This is a genomic window from Lactobacillus sp. UMNPBX12 (genome assembly GCF_002553955.1).
GTDB lineage: Bacteria > Bacillota > Bacilli > Lactobacillales > Lactobacillaceae > Lactobacillus > Lactobacillus crispatus.
In genome coordinates this window covers 1-15,786 of the sequence record NZ_PCYY01000005.1, presented here as the reverse complement: position 1 = coordinate 15,786, position 15,786 = coordinate 1, and the positions used below count along the sequence as shown (strand labels likewise).

Here is a 15,786-nt window from a genome sequence, read left to right as displayed (position 1 = left end):
GTTAAAGTAACTGAATGGGTGTACTATTTTAGTATAACAATAGTTGAACGATGAAGGTGAATATTATGAATAAAAGTACTATTAAAACCGCATTTGTAACGGCACTAGTGCTAGTAGTGGGAGTAATCTGCATTTTTTCATTTCATAACTCTTTTACTGATAGATTAAATCCATTTATTTCTCAGGAAATAAGTTATGCTAAGGTAAATAAAGGTACACAACAGTATTACAACGTAAAAGCATACAATCTTAAGACTAAAAAGAATATATCGTTAAAGAAAGTCGGTGGCTACGATCCATCAGGCCAATATATTTCAATTCAACACAAGGGGCAATACGTTAAATCAATCAAATACATCACTAGAAAACAATTTATGCAAGCAAAAGAATAGTAAAAAAGCGTTTGGAAATAATAATCCAAGCGCTTTTCATATGCAACAGTAATGCTGTTATACTAGTATTATTATGCATACAGGAGAAAAATAATGAAAAAGACTTTAACTTTTGTTTTTAGATTACTAGTATTGCTATGTGGCATTGCATTAGCTGGTTTTATCGTGTGGCAGCTGTTTACTAACGCACCAATGCTTGATGTTAACGTTCAGACTAAAGGACCAGTGATTATCGTAATTTATAGTTTGGTAGCGTTAATTACCTTAGGTGCTGCTATCAGCTTCTTTACTGATAAAAATATGGGTTCAACAATCTTTTTAGGTGGCTTACTGACAGTAATTGCAATAATTTTGTGGATTCAAAATCAAGACTTGGCAGATATTTATCGCTGGTATTTTATTTACGGCCTGCTTGTATCGCTACTCAGTCCATTTTTTAGAAAAGAAAACTAAAAAATTGAAAAATCTTCATTTTCTGAAAAAAATTTTTGCGTTTTTTTGCGTAATAAGTAATAGGGGAATAAAACTCTCAGATTTTTAGAAATGAGGATTTTTTTATGTTAGAAAATGAAATGTCACCGGCAATGGTGGATCACTTGGCCGCAGGAATTATGAAGAAGTATAATGATCAGCTTCTTTCAGCAGTACAAAGAATGCTTCCTGAACTCAATATTCAGGAAGCAAAATCACTTGATGATCCAAATAGAAATGTCTTAGATGAAAAAGCAATCGTACATGTAATTGCGCGAGACAATAGGCGCAATAAATACGGGTTAATCATTCAAGTAGGGTCGCAAGAACCAGGAGAAAACATTCTGGAAGTTGCCAACGCTTATCAGGAAGAAATAATCTATGGCGGGCTAGGTGGCTGTCCGGAAAAAGAATTCAAAGCGACATATGTGATCTTTCTTTGCCGAATAGATCCTTTTGGCAAGGGGAAACCTCGTTATGAGTATTATGGTGGTAAATATAATAAAGAAACGCACCAAACTTCTGCAGCACCAAATGTGATCTTCATTAATATAGATGGGGATAGTAAAGGATATGCTTAGCAAATATGTGTTTAAGAGAAATGCTTTAGTGCAATTCAATTAGTCTTTGCTGCTTAATTTTATAGATTTGTTGGCAAAATTGGGTTAAAAATTTGCGATTGTGGGATGCAATAATACAAGTGAGATGCGACTGTTTTAGCATTTGGGCCAAGGCCGTCACACTTTCTGGATCAAGATAGTTAGTTGGCTCATCAAGTAATAGAATAGATTCTTGTTCAAGGTATAGCTGCTTGATTAATGCTAATTTAGCAAATTCGCCACCACTCAAATCCGTGAGTCTTGTAGTCAAATCGACAAACATATCCATTTTAACTAAAAGACGCTTAACTTCAGTTTTGCTCAAAATAGTCTCGTAAAAGAAATCTGCTACTGTGGCAGGTTTCTTTTGTTTAGTCGTATTTAAACCAATGTAGCTGGCTGGTGGCAAAGATTGCTGCTGATTAATGTAGTGTTCTAAATATTTGAGCAATGTTGTTTTACCGCAGCCGTTGGGGCCGATTAATCCAATAATATCGGCTGTTTGCAAGTTTAACTGTGTATTAGATAATAAAGTCTTATTTTGGGGACTGAGTAATTGATCTATTTTGATAGAGTAATTATGTATTTTAGTCGGCCACTTTTTAAATTCAGGAAGTTTAAGTTGATGTTGATATAGGTGCTGTTTCTCTGGAAGTTTAGCCAGTTCACGTTCAGCTCGCTTAAGCCGACTATTTAATCCTTTTTGGACATGATCATGGCTTCGCGAAGGATAGCGACCAGTATTGTCTTGTGTTTTAGCAAAATGATTATAGTCAGTACTCTTTTGCTTTAAAGTAGAGACTTTTTCAGTAATTTGTTGCTTTAATATATCTCGCTTTTCGTTAAAATTGTGTACGGCTTGTTTATCTAATTGTTTTTGTTCGAGATACTGTGCGTAATTTCCTGGGTAATAAACTGCATTATTTGGCTGCAGAATAATAGTTCTCTCACATAGTTGGTTGATAAAATCCAGATCATGGCTAGCTACTAGAATTGCTCCATCATAATTCTTGAGTAAGTAGAGTAAATTCTGGATATTTGTGTCATCTAAGTAAACTGTCGGCTCGTCCAATAAGAGAAGAGAACCAGGAAGCCAAATAGTATTTTCAATTAAATCTAATCGCTTTTCACCAGCGCTCTTTGAGTCATTAATTACAGTTTGATCATTGACTTGAGGTACATAATTAATTTCACCGTGACAAATAATCTGTCCATCATCTGGTTGGATTTGCTTACGAATTAGGTCAATTAGTGTAGATTTACCAATTCCATTAGGCCCAACTAGAGCAACACGTTCACCATTAGCAATAGAAAAATTTAGATCGGTGAATAAATTGCGCTTAGGGTAGGAAAAATCCACATGACTGACACTAAGAAGAGTTTTATTGAATTTTGTTTCTGACATAAGTAACCTGCTTTTTTGAAAAAGTCAGGACTCGTCATCCTGACTAATGACAGTTTGACAAGTTGTTTTTACGAATCCTCATAGTTACACCTTGCTTTCTATAGATTTGACTATAATTATAAAAAAATTAAAAGATAAATCAATAAAAAACGCTAAGTTGCTCAACTTAACGCAATAAATTAAAAATGAAATGCGGCAGCAGCAATCATGATAGCTGCTAGAAAACCGATGATAGTCAATTGCATTTTCTTAGTAATTACTAGATATGCAATGAATTCACGCACAAAAGCATTTAAAGTAAAATACCATTTAGTTTTGGCACCATAACCAGTACACTTGAGGTCTTGACGCTTAGCTAAAACCAGAGCGCGATACACATGGTAGGAACTAGTTACAATACAGAAGCGACTATTTGGTTTCATCAGTGCATGTGAAAATTGCAAATTCTGCTGGGTAGTTTTGGATTTATTTTCGATAATAATATCGTTTTTATTAATACCCAGTTTTTCAGCATATTCAGCCATAGCAACTGCTTCAGGAATGTCTTCACCAGGTCCTTGGCCACCAGACATGATTAACTTAGAGCCAGGATTTTTGTGATAAATTTCTATTCCCCGGGAAATTCTTGCTGCCAGAAGTGGTGTTACCTTTGTTCCCATAATGCCAGCGCCTAACACTACGATGTAGTCTAAGTGCGGCATGTGCCAATTAATTAAATTAATCCAAGAAGTTAAAGTATACATCATCATGATAGTGACTAAGTAGATGATGACTAGCCATAGAAAAATATAGGGATACTTTAACCAGCTATCATGACTAATTCGTCCCACAAGAGGATATAAAAATAGGAAGAAGATAATGGAAATCCCCATGCCCAGAGAAAGATAATTTGTCCAGCGGTTTCCTTCTTTGATAATGATTTTAATGCCATCGTAGAAAAACATAATGATCAAAGTTAATGCAAAGATAATCGTTCCAGCCATCACAGCAAATAGCGCAATCACAAATAATGGCAAAATCCAGTCTTTGTAATGTGGATCAAGGTCAGCGATATTAACCAGAATGACTACACCTAAAAATAAAAAACTAAATAAGGTGATAACTAAGCTAACTCCAGCGCGTAAGGAACGACGTTCGTGAGTAATGATCCAAATGAATCGGCCAAAGCACAGCAAGAAGATCAAAATAGTAATTAAAATGGGATAATTCATAATTTACCTCGAAAAATATTTACTAAATCAATTATAAAAGGACTAGACAAAATTTTGAAATCATTATACAATTTTTGCATAATTAGATAATTATTAAAAGAGGGTGAGAATATGAATGGCAATATTAGTGATCATATGAATAAAAGAGAATTGAAGCACTGGCTTAGCGAGCGAAAGTTTAGTCGCTGTGTATTATATTTTGAGTTAGTTTATGTAGTAGTTTTACTATTCACATTGATGTTTGACTTTAAAGTTTTTATGCATTTGATTGCATTTCAAGGGATTGCAATTCTGATTTATTATTCAATTGGTGCCTTTCTTGATCGAAGGATAGTGATTAAAAAACACGATACATTCTGGGAAACACTGACTAGTATTAGATTTACTAAAAACGTATTTCTTCGCTTATTTGAATTCTTGCTCTTTTGGGCAAATATCGGTTTAAGTATTGCTTTTGCACGTCAGCTTTGGACTGACATTTTGGCTAAGCCGCTTACCGGTAATTTTGCCAATCTCTTTGAAAATGTTTGGCTGATTGGTGATGGCCTATATGTTGTTCTACTCTTTTGTGTGGAGGTCGGTATTTTAGGTGGAAATCGTAAATTAATTCGTGCGTCTAGCGTTTTAACTGTTGTTTTATCACTGATCTTGCTTTTCATGCAGCCAAGCATGCAAGTAGCTACTGTTATTGGCTTGATTCTCAGTGGGGCAAATTTCTGGTTGAGTTTTCGTAATAAGATTTAGTGGGGAGAAGTCTTATGCAAGATCCTAATTCAAAAACATTCCAAACTATTTTCAAAAATAAACAGCGTCTGCATTTCTTTCTTTATGCAGAGCTGATCTATGTAGTAATTTTGTTATTGACGGTAATCTATGCCTTTCCAATTTTCATGCGTTTAATTGTCATCCAGTTTGCTGTGATTGCTATTATGCTAATTGGTTCTGGTCTATTGAACTGGTATGACAAGAAGACGGGCAGAGCTGTAGTAGCAAAAAAAGATCACGAGTTTTTCTTAAAAACCTTTATCGATGAAACGCCAACTCAAAAGGTGAAGTCAGTTTTTCGTACGATTAGCTTTATCACGATCTTAGCTGCATTTGTGATGGTATTTTTTAGCTGTGCTCAGATTTTTACTGATTTGAGTGTAAAAGTAAAGCCAAGTGATCTAGCAATTATTGAGAATTTGTTACTGTTAGTTGACTCATTTTATGTGCTAACTATGTTTGGCATTATGTGTGGTCTGCTTTTTGGCAAAAAGCGAATGGAACGCAATTCTAGTTTAGCAGCAGGCTTTCTTTCACTTGTTTTAATTGCCTTTCATCCAGAATCTTGGTTGCTTTTTACAATCGGCTTATTGGCTAGCGTGTCAGGTTATACGTTATATAGATTAAATCAACTTTAGAAGCATTGAACCTTTCCTTTAGCCCATGTTACAATGAAAAACATTAATCTAAAGGATGTGTGAATGTGAATCAGCGTTATAAAGGATTGACTTTAGCTGTTGTCGGTGCCTGTTTTTGGGGTGCATCGGGTACGGTGATTCAATTTTTAGCGCCAGTTTTCATAATTATATATTCTTCATTGAGAAGTAAGATGTGGCCACGAAGAATTGATGCGATTTCAATTGTGGTAGCAGTTGTAGGAACCTTCATCTTGGCTATAGGTGGCAGATTCGATCAACTTGCTTTATCACCGCTTGCTTGTTTCTGGGGCTTAATTGCGGCTTTTTCTGAAGCGATTAATACAGTATTACCTGGAAAATTATTCAAAAAGTATGGGCCGATTCCAGTAATCGGCGCAGCAATGTTGGTTGCAGGCATTGCCTTTTTACCAATTTACTTCACTCAACCAATGACAAAACTTGCACCAGTTGATGTTTGGGTAATGGTTTATATTATTATTGGTGGAACATTGTTAGCTTATACAATGTACTTATCTAGTGTGCAGTATATTGAACCAAGTACGGTAGGGATGCTTGGAGCCTTCGAGCCACTGATTGCAACGATCCTGTCAGTTTCACTGCTTCATGCGGACTTTGGCCCAATGGACATGTTTGGTGGCTTTTTAATTATTGTTGCTACATTCATGCAGCTAATGCCTAGCAGAAACCCAATTAAGAAAAACGATGAATAAAAAATTAACGGACTAGTTCAAGCTAGCCCGTTTTTGTTATGATAGAGTATGTTAGTTTTAGAAAAGTTGGGGATTAAAAAGAATGGTTACACAAAAACAACGGCGCCTGTGGGCCTTTTTAGCTGGATTAGCTTGCGTAATGTGGGGAATATCAGGTCTATTTGCTAAGAGTCTATTTAATACTAGTCCTGACATTACACCAATGTGGCTATCACAGATTAGAATGGTAACTTCAGGCATTATTTTGTTAATTGTAGCTGGCGTATTAAAGCAAAAGCCAATCGCTACAATGAAAAATAAGCATGACGCGTGGACGATTATCGCATATGGGATTTTTGGTTTATTACCAGTCCAATTGTTTTACTTTATTGTAGTACAACAAGCTAATGCTTCGATTGCCACGATTTTACAATTTGTTGGTCCCTTTTTTGTAATGGGCTACCTAGCTGTAACGCATAAGCAAGTAATGCGGCGAATAGATGTGCTTGCTGCCATCTGTGCCTTTATTGGCGTAGTATTGCTGGCGACACATGGGCGTTTTAATCACTTTGCTTTAACGCCTAGCGTTCTATTCTGGGGTTTGCTTTCAGCTGTTGGAGTTGCGACCAATACATTAATTCCAATCAGTGTGTTGAAGCGAGTTTCTAGTTTAGTCGTTACAGGTTGGGGATTGCTGTCAGCGGGAATTTGCCTAATGATTGTGCACCCACAGATGCCGCATATTCCGAATACGCCACATGTATGGCTAGATGTGGTGGCAGTGATTGTGATTGGAACCCTGATTCCATTCCAATTAATGACTAATTCGCTGCGCTTTATCAAGGCATCAACGGCAAGTTTGCTAGATGCTTTTGAGCCTTTTTCTGCAACCGTTGGTTCAGTTATTTGCTTTGGTTTGGTGATGACCCCAATGGACTGGATTGGTTCGATTTTAGTTGTGCTGGCAGCTATGGCCTTGAATATTTCACCTAAGAAAAAGAAAGTTAAAAAAGCTCATCAATAAAGTTGAGGATGCCTAGTAGGTATCCTTATTTTTGTGGTTTAATTATTAGATGAATGAGAAAGAAAAAGGTGAACGAGATGGTACCAGCAAAAACACGAAGATTGTGGACATTTCTAGCAGCAATGGCAGCTGTAATGTGGGGTGTGTCAGGATTATTCGCTAAAGGATTGTTTGATATTAGTCCTAAATTAACACCAATGTGGTTAACCCAAGTCAGATTGATTATTTCAGGGGCAGTTTTATTAATTGCCTCAGGATTTTTAAAGCAAAAGCCAATAGCTACGTTGAAAAATAGGCACAATGTTTTGGTTATTATAGCCTATGGCATATTTGGGTTATTGCCAGTACAGCTATTTTATTTTATGTGTATTCAAGTGGCTAATGCTTCGATTGCGACAATCTTGCAATTTATTGGGCCATTTTTTGTATTAGGATATTTAGCCATCACGCACAAGCAAGTTATGCGTAGATTGGATATCATAGCGGCGTTATGTGCCTTTTGGGGTGTGTTTTTATTGTCAACTCATGGTCAATTTAATCATTTGGCCATTACGCCAGTTGCACTATTTTGGGGCATTTTGTCTGCTTTTGGTGAGGCTACTTATACTTTGATTCCGGTTAACATTGTTAAAAAGGTTTCTAGTATGGTTGTAACAGGTTGGGGGATGATTTTTGCTGGAATCAGTTTGTTGATAATTGATCCGCAATTTCATGCAGTTCCCAATAAGCCTGAAGTTTGGCTGTATACTGCGGCAGTTATTGTAATTGGGACGATTATTCCGTTTCAAATTATGGCAAACGCGCTGCGGTATGTAATTCCATCAACTGTAAGTTTATTAGATGCTTTTGAACCATTTTCTGCAACGATAGGTTCTGTAATATTCTTTAACTTAGTAATGATGCCAATGGATTGGGTTGGTTCAATCCTTGTGGTTGTGGCAGCGATGGCTTTGAATTTGACGCCGAAACAGAAGAAAAATAAGATCAAGCAAAAAACGGAGCTTTAGTTGGCTCCGTTTTTTAAGAGCTATTTGTGTTTCATTTTCCTAATTTTAAAGTAAGAATAAATCATCGAGATTAAGAAAATAATGTCTAGTGGAACGGGAACAATCAATAGAAACAGGGCACCTAGACCGTATTTTAATCCAATGAATAAGTTGATACCTGCGATTACTAGGAATTGAATTAGGATATCCCAATAGCCTACTTTATTCAAGTAAAATAGTTGATATTTTTTATAAAATGGTGAGTAGGCTAGTACAATTACTACGATAATTAAGATGATTGCTGTTAAAATTTTAGTGTCCATTGTTGTTCCTGTGATGTCGATAATTGTTTTGCATCTTGATATCAATATATATTCCAACTGCAGTTAATAAACTCCAGATGATTGTATATGGAATTCTGACTATTACTAAAGCGATATAAGTACTCCAATCTAGAGTAAATGGAAAAACTAGAAATATCCACGGAAGACTAATCAAAGTTACAGTAACTAATTTTCGATAAGGATAATACTTTTTATAGGTTACGCGTGCATTGATAATTTTATAGATGCTAATCGCGGTGAATATCGCCATAATTGTAACAGCGATAAATAATGCTAGTCATAATTATTCCTTCCTAATTTTATGTTTTTCATAAAGATAGACAATTTAAGCTGAAGTTTTTATAGAGATCAACGACTGATATAGAAGTTAACTATTCAACCTTCTTTTGAAAAATTAGATTAGTAACACAAACCAAAAATACAATGATGTTATAAATCAGAAAAATGCTGACAACGAGACCAAAAGTATAGGTCTTGAACCAGAATAGAATTACGATTGCAGAAAGAATTAAGATTAGACTGATCGTAAGCCAGTTAAGCTTGTGAAATTGCAATGTAATACCTGAGGCAAAAGTGCAGATAATGGCAGTAGTTAAAGAGATAATGCCAATGGTAGATGAGTCATAGGCAATAATTTCGCGCAGTTCTGAAACGAGTGAAAGTCCTAAAATTAGCGCGATTAATATTAAAAAGTGGCGTACATAACTATCTATCTTATCCATAATAAAAAACTCCTAAATTAATGTATTAAGCATATAGAAAATTATAGTGTTTTTCAAGTTAAGCAAAATTTACAAGAAATAGCAGATTTTGTTACATTGCTTAATTTTATAGTAGTCATTTTAAAACAAGACTGTAATATTTCTCCGGTAATATAGAAAACGTTGAAAGATAAGAAGTGTTAAGGGGAAATAAATTGAGTTTTAAACGTAGTTTAGTTAAGTTTGCCACAGTTTTGTCAGTATTTTTTACAGGAATTTCATACATTAATGTTCCACTTCAAACACAAACTGTCCAAGCAGCTAGTCAAAGCAAAACAGAAAAACGTAACGCCGTAGTTAAGCTTGCTAAAGAACAAGTTGGTAAGAGTTACGTTTATGGGGCTACTGGTCCTTCAGCCTTTGACTGCTCTGGCTTAGCTCAATACGTTTATAAAAAGGCTGCTAAAAAGACACTACCTAGAACTACTTATGGTCAAGTTACTAAGGGTAAAAAGGTTTCATTAAGTCATCTTAAGAAAGGCGACTTGCTATTCTGGGGCTCAGCTTCAGCTCCTTACCACGTTGGTATTTACGTTGGCGATGGACAATATGTGCATGCTGCAACTCCTAGTCAAGGAGTAAGAAAGCAATCTATCAGTGCCTACTTTTATCCATCAGCAGCTAAACGTGTTTTAAATTAATTTGATAATGAAAAGTCCCAGTCAGAATTTCTGACTGGGATTTTTTATTCTGTGACTTTTTCTGCTTCGCTAACTCGCTCTTTGTGCCAATCAAGAATCATTTTCATAATGGCATTAGCTACGTTAGTGTTCTTGAGTAATGGACCATGTGAGTATGAACCAATAAAGTTGCGGTAACGCAAGCCTTCAACGTGGTCTTGTGGATTGTTGCCGTAACCTTCGATCATGTCTCCGAGGGGGTGCAGCTTATCCTTATTGTCGAAGTAAGTTTGACCTGAATGGTTTTCAAAAGCCTTAACTTCGCCCCATTCGGTCATGTAACGGGTATCACCAATCATTCGCTTGTCGCTCTTGAAGACAGTGTGAAGTGGCAAAATATCCAAACCTGGAATAGTTACGCCAGAATTAGTCTTGTAGTAACTACCCATTAGTTGGTAACCACCACAAATGCAGAGCATAGGTTTGTCATCATTGATGTATTTATCAAGTGTTTCTTTGTGACGTGGTAAGTCTTTAGCGACAACAGTTTGTTCAAAGTCCTGGCCGCCGCCGAAGAAAACGAAATCGTAGTCAAAGGCGTTGAATTCGTCACCAAGTGAAATATTATCAACTTGAGTGTCGTAGCCTTCACGCTTTAGCAAAAAGCTCAAGATTTTAACATCGCCTGAGTCACCGTAAGTATTCATTAAATCTTCGTAGAGATATGCAATTTTAATTAATTTATCGCTCATTTTATTGTCCCTTAGTTTGTTTAATTTCTTCTGTCTAGTATAGCTTAATAGCTAGAATGGGGCAAAGGATTAATATTTGAATACTGTACTTGATGAAGCTAGTATGACATCAATAATGTGTACAGTATCGTTTTCGATAAAGTAGAATAGAGCATATTTTTTGAAATTAACTCGTCGGTATTTTCCTGAAGGAGTTTTTCTATATCTTTCTGGAAAATAATTTAACGCTTGCATAGTTTGCTCAAGATCTTCTACATAATTTTGAGCTGTTTGGTGAGATTGAGATACTTTTAAAATAGACTGGTATATTTCTTTAAGTGCTATAGTTACGTTAGGTGTTACTTTGATTATGTATTTTTGCATAATGCTTATATTCCTAACTCCTTATTTAACTTATCAAACGCTTTGCTAATCTCAATACCTTTACCATTTCTTGCATCTTGAGCATGTTTAGCTAATCTTGCTTCAAGTTGTTCCTTGGTCATCTTGTTCATATTCATCCAATCAGGAGTGATTTCAGCTAATTTGTCCTCCCAGCTAGACTTAGCGACCTCATATTGAGCTGTAGCTTCTGCGACCATCATTGCAGTATCGTGATCGTTTCTATTTTCTCTTTTCTTTGAGGAGAGATCAAAAGGAATACTATCAGTTAATGCAATTTGACGTAAGTACATATCAATTGCAACTGACATAGGGATGCCTAGTTTGTTTAATACTTTCTCTGCGTTTTGCTTAGTTTCTTTATTAACACGGATGTTAATTGCAGCTTTTTCAGTCATAATTGCACCTCTGTGTAGTAAAAATGTAGTTATTAGATAGTTGATGACTACATATTATCAGATACAGGCAGGAAAGTGAAATAAAATCAATCTTTTTAGTATTGACATAGGAGTAATAAAAATATAGAATTTGTCTAATTTTATATTCATCATATTTTAATATCTTGGATTGCTGTTCAGAATTAGGTGACGCTATGCATATGATTTTTAGCAAAATTGATAAAAAGTATAAAGTTGAATATTGGCTTCTATTAGGAATGAATATTATCAGTACTGGCATTTTAACTTTTAATGTTTATTTGGAAGGAATGCTGCTAAATTCTTTAGTGTATAAGGCTGATAGAGATTCATTTATACGCAGCATTATATTAATAATCACCCTAAGTCTTATAAGACTTTTGTTGTCATATTTCATGAATAAAATTCAAATTCTAGAATTCAGAAAAATAAATATAGAAGTTAACGATGCAATAATAAAGGAATTGTATTCAAAGGATACACTGAAAGTCACAAAAATGAATTCAGTTCGAATGGCAGACAGAATTACTGAGGACACTACTGAAGTGTTGACTTTTTTCTTCCAAACTGCAAATCAAATAATTTCAATCGTGCTTTCCTCAGTCTTGATTTTTACGTATTCATTTACAGCTGGCTCTAGTTTTTTGTTACTGATAGTGATCCTGTTGCCTGCATATAGTGTCATATATTTATTTTTACGGCCTAAGATTTTCAAAGTTAGTTTGAAGTTGAAAGAAGCCTATAATGAATACTTTTCAGGCTTTACCGAATGGTTAAGTAGATACATTGAAATAAAGGGTAATCAAAGAGAGAAAATAGAAAATGAAAGATAGAGCAGTACAAAAAGAACGCTTTTAGGCGTTGCCAAACGAGATTTTCTTCTTAATTTGAATATGTCTAATAGTGAAATTATTTTACAACTGATTTTTCAATTAGTATTGTTCATTAATGGTGGTTTATCAGTCATTTCTGGAAGAATGACAATTGGTTCTTTTTCAATCATTTTTCAATATTTTGACCAACTTTTGGGAGAAGTAGATGAAGCTTTTTCTATTTTGTTTAACTTTGAATCATTCAGGGTAGCCCGGCTGAGAATCAACAATTTACTATCCATGAAAGATGAGCAAGATGGTGAAAAAGCAGTTTCCAAAATAAATTCGATTCAGGTACAGGATTTTAATATTTATTTAGATGGAAAAACACCATTGTTTACTAGAAAAATTTCTGCTACTTTTGTTGCTCCTGGATTTTATGTTGTAAGGGGTAGAAATGGAATCGGAAAATCAACTTTTCTTAGAACAATAATAGGATTATATACACCAAAAAAAGAAGGAAAAATCACCATAAATGGTGTAAATGCTGATTTGATTAATAAAAGAAAACTGAGAGAATCGAATATAAGTTGTCTATTTCAAGATACACCGCTTCCTAATTGTTCTGTAAGAGACTATTTAGGATCATATCCTAATAAAAGTCAGATTGATAAAAATGAGTATTTTGCAAAAGTCTTTAATTCATCACAATTTAAAATTGAGAAAGTTTTAGATAGAGAGATGAGTGAACTATCAACAGGCGAAATACAATTAGTGAAATTATATTCTGCTATTTTGAAAACTAATGCACAATGCTTTTTACTAGATGAGCCATTGGCGAATATCTATCCTGAACTACAAAATGATTTGTTAAAGTTATTGCAGGAAATAGCGCAGACTAATTTGGTTATTATCATAAGTCACGATTTGCAAGTGAATGAAAATGCTAAAAACATGAGAATAGAGTAACTATTATTCGTGTATTCGTGCTATAATTACCTTAATTTTTACAGAAAGCGAGGACTAAAATGCGCGACATTTTAGGTTTAAGTTTGAGAATGAATTATTTCCTTTCATTCGTCAAACGCTACTTAAGGCTTAACCCAGATTTTTAGCTGAAAGTCTGGGATTTTAAACTACAACTGAATAGTAATTTTCCCTGGCTTTCAGCGACATTAGCAGTGTTGTGAAAAGGAATGGGAAAATGTTTAACTTAATCGAAAAAGAAAATGTCAATGTCAGACGATTATTAGCTGGACGAGTGTTAACTAACATCGCAGATTCACTATTTTACATGGCAATTTTGTGGTTCTTTAAGGTGCGCTTTAATTCACCAGTGATTTTGTCCCTGATTTTCATTGCGGACTCATCAATTGATATGCTGTCGTTTACTTTGGGTCCACTAATTGATCGCATCTATATCAAAAAGATGCTTAAAATTGTAACGGTAGTGCAGATCGTTACTAGCGTTATAGCGACGTTGTTGTTTCAAGCTAAGCTGTGGCAAAATCTAACAATTTGGTTTTTGTTAGCAATATACGTTATTTCAACGATTGGCTCGACTTTGATTTATCCTGCAGAAGAAAAAATTTTACCAGTCATCGTTTCGAAAACGAAACTAACTAAAGTAAACGGCGTTTTTCAAATGACTTATAAGACGCTGGATTTGTTCTTGAATGCAGCGGCAACATTATTGATTACTTGGGTGTCACTTGATTTCACAGTGATCATTTCTGCAGTATTTTTTGCAGGTGCTCTAGCCTTTTATACCAAGTTGATTCTGCCCAGGAAATTATTGTTGCCTGAATCTACGAGCGAGTATTTTACGGAAAACTATTGGCAAGATCTGCTTAAGGGCTGGCAGACTTTGAAACAAGAAGACAAGATAGCACGCTTTATCATGCCTTTTGCAGTGACTAACTTGTTCTATGGGATTTCGTCTGTTGGTCTGCCTTATTTTGCAACGGAGCATTTGACTAAATCAGCGATTGGCTATGGTAGTTTAGAACTAGCTTCATCAATAGGTGGGCTAGTTGGCAGCATGTTAATTCAACGGCTAACTTTTGATAAAAATAAAATTGAAAGATTGGTCGTTGTATGTCTGGCATTGTCTGGCTTGGCGATTGTGCTTGAGCCAGCTGTACCCAAAGGGATGCCAATTTTGCTGTTAATTCTGTTTTTCACGTCCGAATTATGGATTGTGATGATGAATATTAACTTCGAAGTGTTGGTGCAAGAGAGCTTTAGTCCGCATGTTTTAGGTCGAGTAGAGACGATCAATGACTCGATTCTATCATCGATGATTCCGATTGGCTCATTTTTAGGCGGGCTGATTGTAGCGCGTTTTGGTGCAGATTGGGCGATTGCACTTGAGGGAGTTGCTCAAATTTTGACAGCAGGATATTATTTTGTGATTGAGAAAAAGAAGTAAATAAATAGCAGTGGTCGACTAGATCATTGCTTTTTTTGTAAAGAAGAGCGGTCAAATGATCACCACAATGTGTCTCTAATTGAACTGTCCCATGGTTAATCATTTTTTCAACCATTTACGATTATTGCTTTTGGTAGTAATATAAGTAAAAATATAGTACAATAAGTTGTACAATATAAGGAGGGATTAGTCTATGGATGCGGTTAATTACAGTAATTTTCGTAAAAATTTAAAGCATTATTTTAAGCAAGTCAATGATGATAGTGAACCTTTGATCGTAACTAATAAAGAACCAGAGGATAATGTGGTTGTATTAGGTAAAGAAGATTATGATGCCTTGGTTGAGACATTAGAAATTCAATCTAATCAATACCTAATGGACAAGATTGAAAGAGGGCGTAAACAAGTTAGTGAAGGCACGATAAAGCAACATGAACTAATTGATCCTGAGCAGGTAACAAAATCATGATCGTAGCATGGACGGATGATGGTTGGAACGACTATGTGTATTGGTATGACGATGGTGATTATAAAAAGGTATCAAGAATAAACGATCTTGTGAAAGATATGAAAAGACATCCATTTACAGGTATTGGTAAGCCTGAGCCCTTAAAGAGAAATCTATCAGGGTTATGGTCAAGACGAATCGATTCGAAAAATCGGATCGTCTATGATTGTCATAAATCAATGATAACTATATATTCATGTAAGGATCACTATTGATAATTGGAGTTTTGCAGCAATGATTAATTTCATTGCTGCTTTTTTCATTGACTAAAAAATATAAAGTGCTATTTTTATTAAAATTGGACAGGGGGATTGCTATGAAAATTGGAGTTTCAACAAGTTTAAAAAATATATGTGTAATTGTGTTTCTTAAGCGTTATAAAGTGTGCTATAATCTCGCTACAAGGTGGTGAGATTTTTTTATGTCTAGAATTATGTATTTAAAAGAAGCTGCTGCCTATCTTGGCAAAGCGCCGTTCACTCTTCAAAGCTGGGATCGAGCTGGGAAATTAAAAGCTCATCGAACAGCTAACAACAGACGATTTTACTATCAATCAGAGC

22 protein-coding genes are annotated in these 15,786 nt (G+C 35.1%); 15 read left to right on the top strand and 7 right to left on the bottom strand.

Annotation, left to right across the window (positions count from 1 at the left end; genetic code table 11):
• Nucleotides 1-65 precede the first annotated feature (65 nt).
• The 3 genes from CP363_RS03065 (at nucleotide 66) to CP363_RS03055 (ending at nucleotide 1,444) form a co-directional block, all read left to right on the top strand.
• Complete coding sequence (locus CP363_RS03065; protein ID WP_223875832.1) at nucleotides 66-392, top strand: YxeA family protein; 327 nt, start codon at nucleotides 66-68, stop codon at nucleotides 390-392.
• A 93-nt stretch (nucleotides 393-485) separates the two neighbouring features.
• Complete coding sequence (locus tag CP363_RS03060; protein ID WP_005720016.1) at nucleotides 486-845, top strand: hypothetical protein; 360 nt, start codon at nucleotides 486-488, stop codon at nucleotides 843-845.
• A 104-nt stretch (nucleotides 846-949) separates the two neighbouring features.
• The gene (locus CP363_RS03055) at nucleotides 950-1,444 is read left to right on the top strand and encodes a hypothetical protein (RefSeq protein ID WP_023487742.1); all 495 of its coding nucleotides are present in this window, start codon (nucleotides 950-952) and stop codon (nucleotides 1,442-1,444) included.
• Between the two features lie 25 nt (nucleotides 1,445-1,469).
• Here CP363_RS03055 and CP363_RS03050 read toward each other — a convergent pair whose 3' ends face one another.
• Both CP363_RS03050 and CP363_RS03045 read right to left on the bottom strand, forming a co-directional pair.
• The gene (locus CP363_RS03050; RefSeq protein ID WP_089145952.1) at nucleotides 1,470-2,867 is read right to left on the bottom strand and encodes an ATP-binding cassette domain-containing protein; all 1,398 of its coding nucleotides are present in this window, start codon (nucleotides 2,865-2,867) and stop codon (nucleotides 1,470-1,472) included.
• A gap of 179 nt (nucleotides 2,868-3,046) precedes the next feature.
• Nucleotides 3,047-4,078, bottom strand: a complete 1,032-nt coding sequence (locus CP363_RS03045) for a YdcF family protein (RefSeq protein ID WP_098035826.1) — start codon at nucleotides 4,076-4,078, stop codon at nucleotides 3,047-3,049.
• Nucleotides 4,079-4,189: 111 nt separating this feature from the next.
• On the opposite strand from CP363_RS03045, the gene CP363_RS03040 reads away from it, so the two are divergent.
• From CP363_RS03040 to CP363_RS03020, 5 genes are all read left to right on the top strand, one after another.
• Complete coding sequence (locus CP363_RS03040) at nucleotides 4,190-4,822, top strand: hypothetical protein (protein WP_089147566.1); 633 nt, start codon at nucleotides 4,190-4,192, stop codon at nucleotides 4,820-4,822.
• A 14-nt stretch (nucleotides 4,823-4,836) separates the two neighbouring features.
• Nucleotides 4,837-5,481, top strand: a complete 645-nt coding sequence (locus CP363_RS03035) for a hypothetical protein (protein WP_089150761.1) — start codon at nucleotides 4,837-4,839, stop codon at nucleotides 5,479-5,481.
• A gap of 65 nt (nucleotides 5,482-5,546) precedes the next feature.
• A complete protein-coding gene (locus CP363_RS03030; RefSeq protein ID WP_089150760.1) occupies nucleotides 5,547-6,212 on the top strand; it encodes a DMT family transporter in 666 nt (221 codons plus the stop codon).
• 82 nt (nucleotides 6,213-6,294) lie between these two features.
• Nucleotides 6,295-7,215, top strand: a complete 921-nt coding sequence (locus CP363_RS03025; RefSeq protein ID WP_013087018.1) for a DMT family transporter — start codon at nucleotides 6,295-6,297, stop codon at nucleotides 7,213-7,215.
• A gap of 77 nt (nucleotides 7,216-7,292) precedes the next feature.
• Nucleotides 7,293-8,222 (top strand): DMT family transporter, encoded by a 930-nt coding sequence (locus tag CP363_RS03020; protein ID WP_098035825.1) that lies wholly within the window; start codon nucleotides 7,293-7,295, stop codon nucleotides 8,220-8,222.
• Nucleotides 8,223-8,242: 20 nt separating this feature from the next.
• Here the strand turns inward: CP363_RS03020 and CP363_RS03015 are convergent, their stop codons facing one another.
• Together CP363_RS03015 and CP363_RS03005 are read right to left on the bottom strand one after the other, a co-directional pair.
• Nucleotides 8,243-8,524: a hypothetical protein gene (locus CP363_RS03015; protein ID WP_065991097.1), complete on the bottom strand. Its 282-nt coding sequence runs from the start codon at nucleotides 8,522-8,524 to the stop codon at nucleotides 8,243-8,245.
• Nucleotides 8,525-8,916: 392 nt separating this feature from the next.
• Nucleotides 8,917-9,267: an ABC transporter substrate-binding protein gene (locus CP363_RS03005; RefSeq protein ID WP_065991101.1), complete on the bottom strand. Its 351-nt coding sequence runs from the start codon at nucleotides 9,265-9,267 to the stop codon at nucleotides 8,917-8,919.
• A gap of 194 nt (nucleotides 9,268-9,461) precedes the next feature.
• Between CP363_RS03005 and CP363_RS03000 the strand changes: the two genes are divergently transcribed.
• Nucleotides 9,462-9,947, top strand: coding sequence for a C40 family peptidase (locus CP363_RS03000; protein WP_098035823.1), 486 nt, complete (start codon nucleotides 9,462-9,464; stop codon nucleotides 9,945-9,947).
• A gap of 44 nt (nucleotides 9,948-9,991) precedes the next feature.
• On the opposite strand, the gene CP363_RS02995 is transcribed toward CP363_RS03000, so the two are convergent.
• The 3 genes from CP363_RS02995 to CP363_RS02985 all read right to left on the bottom strand — a co-directional run bounded on the left by CP363_RS02995 (nucleotide 9,992) and on the right by CP363_RS02985 (nucleotide 11,457).
• Nucleotides 9,992-10,678 carry a type 1 glutamine amidotransferase gene (locus CP363_RS02995; RefSeq protein ID WP_089149842.1) on the bottom strand — a complete coding sequence of 229 codons (687 nt, stop codon included), beginning with the start codon at nucleotides 10,676-10,678 and terminating at the stop codon, nucleotides 9,992-9,994.
• A gap of 69 nt (nucleotides 10,679-10,747) precedes the next feature.
• Complete coding sequence (locus CP363_RS02990) at nucleotides 10,748-11,041, bottom strand: type II toxin-antitoxin system RelE/ParE family toxin (protein ID WP_223876144.1); 294 nt, start codon at nucleotides 11,039-11,041, stop codon at nucleotides 10,748-10,750.
• Nucleotides 11,042-11,046: 5 nt separating this feature from the next.
• A complete protein-coding gene (locus CP363_RS02985) occupies nucleotides 11,047-11,457 on the bottom strand; it encodes a type II toxin-antitoxin system RelB/DinJ family antitoxin (protein WP_068813499.1) in 411 nt (136 codons plus the stop codon).
• A gap of 200 nt (nucleotides 11,458-11,657) precedes the next feature.
• On the opposite strand from CP363_RS02985, the gene CP363_RS10910 reads away from it, so the two are divergent.
• The 6 genes from CP363_RS10910 to CP363_RS11125 form a co-directional block, all read left to right on the top strand.
• Entirely contained in the window at nucleotides 11,658-12,308 is a 651-nt protein-coding gene (locus tag CP363_RS10910) for an ABC transporter transmembrane domain-containing protein (protein ID WP_198995327.1), read from the top strand.
• A 60-nt stretch (nucleotides 12,309-12,368) separates the two neighbouring features.
• Nucleotides 12,369-13,256: an ABC transporter ATP-binding protein gene (locus tag CP363_RS10905; protein ID WP_089143396.1), complete on the top strand. Its 888-nt coding sequence runs from the start codon at nucleotides 12,369-12,371 to the stop codon at nucleotides 13,254-13,256.
• Between the two features lie 235 nt (nucleotides 13,257-13,491).
• Nucleotides 13,492-14,718, top strand: a complete 1,227-nt coding sequence (locus tag CP363_RS02975) for an MFS transporter (RefSeq protein ID WP_098035822.1) — start codon at nucleotides 13,492-13,494, stop codon at nucleotides 14,716-14,718.
• 193 nt (nucleotides 14,719-14,911) lie between these two features.
• Nucleotides 14,912-15,187 carry a type II toxin-antitoxin system Phd/YefM family antitoxin gene (locus CP363_RS02970; protein WP_013087009.1) on the top strand — a complete coding sequence of 92 codons (276 nt, stop codon included), beginning with the start codon at nucleotides 14,912-14,914 and terminating at the stop codon, nucleotides 15,185-15,187.
• A complete protein-coding gene (locus CP363_RS02965; protein ID WP_025006274.1) occupies nucleotides 15,184-15,441 on the top strand; it encodes a Txe/YoeB family addiction module toxin in 258 nt (85 codons plus the stop codon). The genes CP363_RS02970 and CP363_RS02965 overlap by 4 nt, the downstream gene beginning before the upstream one ends.
• Before the next feature lie 206 nt (nucleotides 15,442-15,647).
• Nucleotides 15,648-15,786, top strand: a 139-nt coding sequence (locus CP363_RS11125; RefSeq protein WP_143468711.1) for a MerR family transcriptional regulator, incomplete at its 3' end; no start/stop codon positions are given.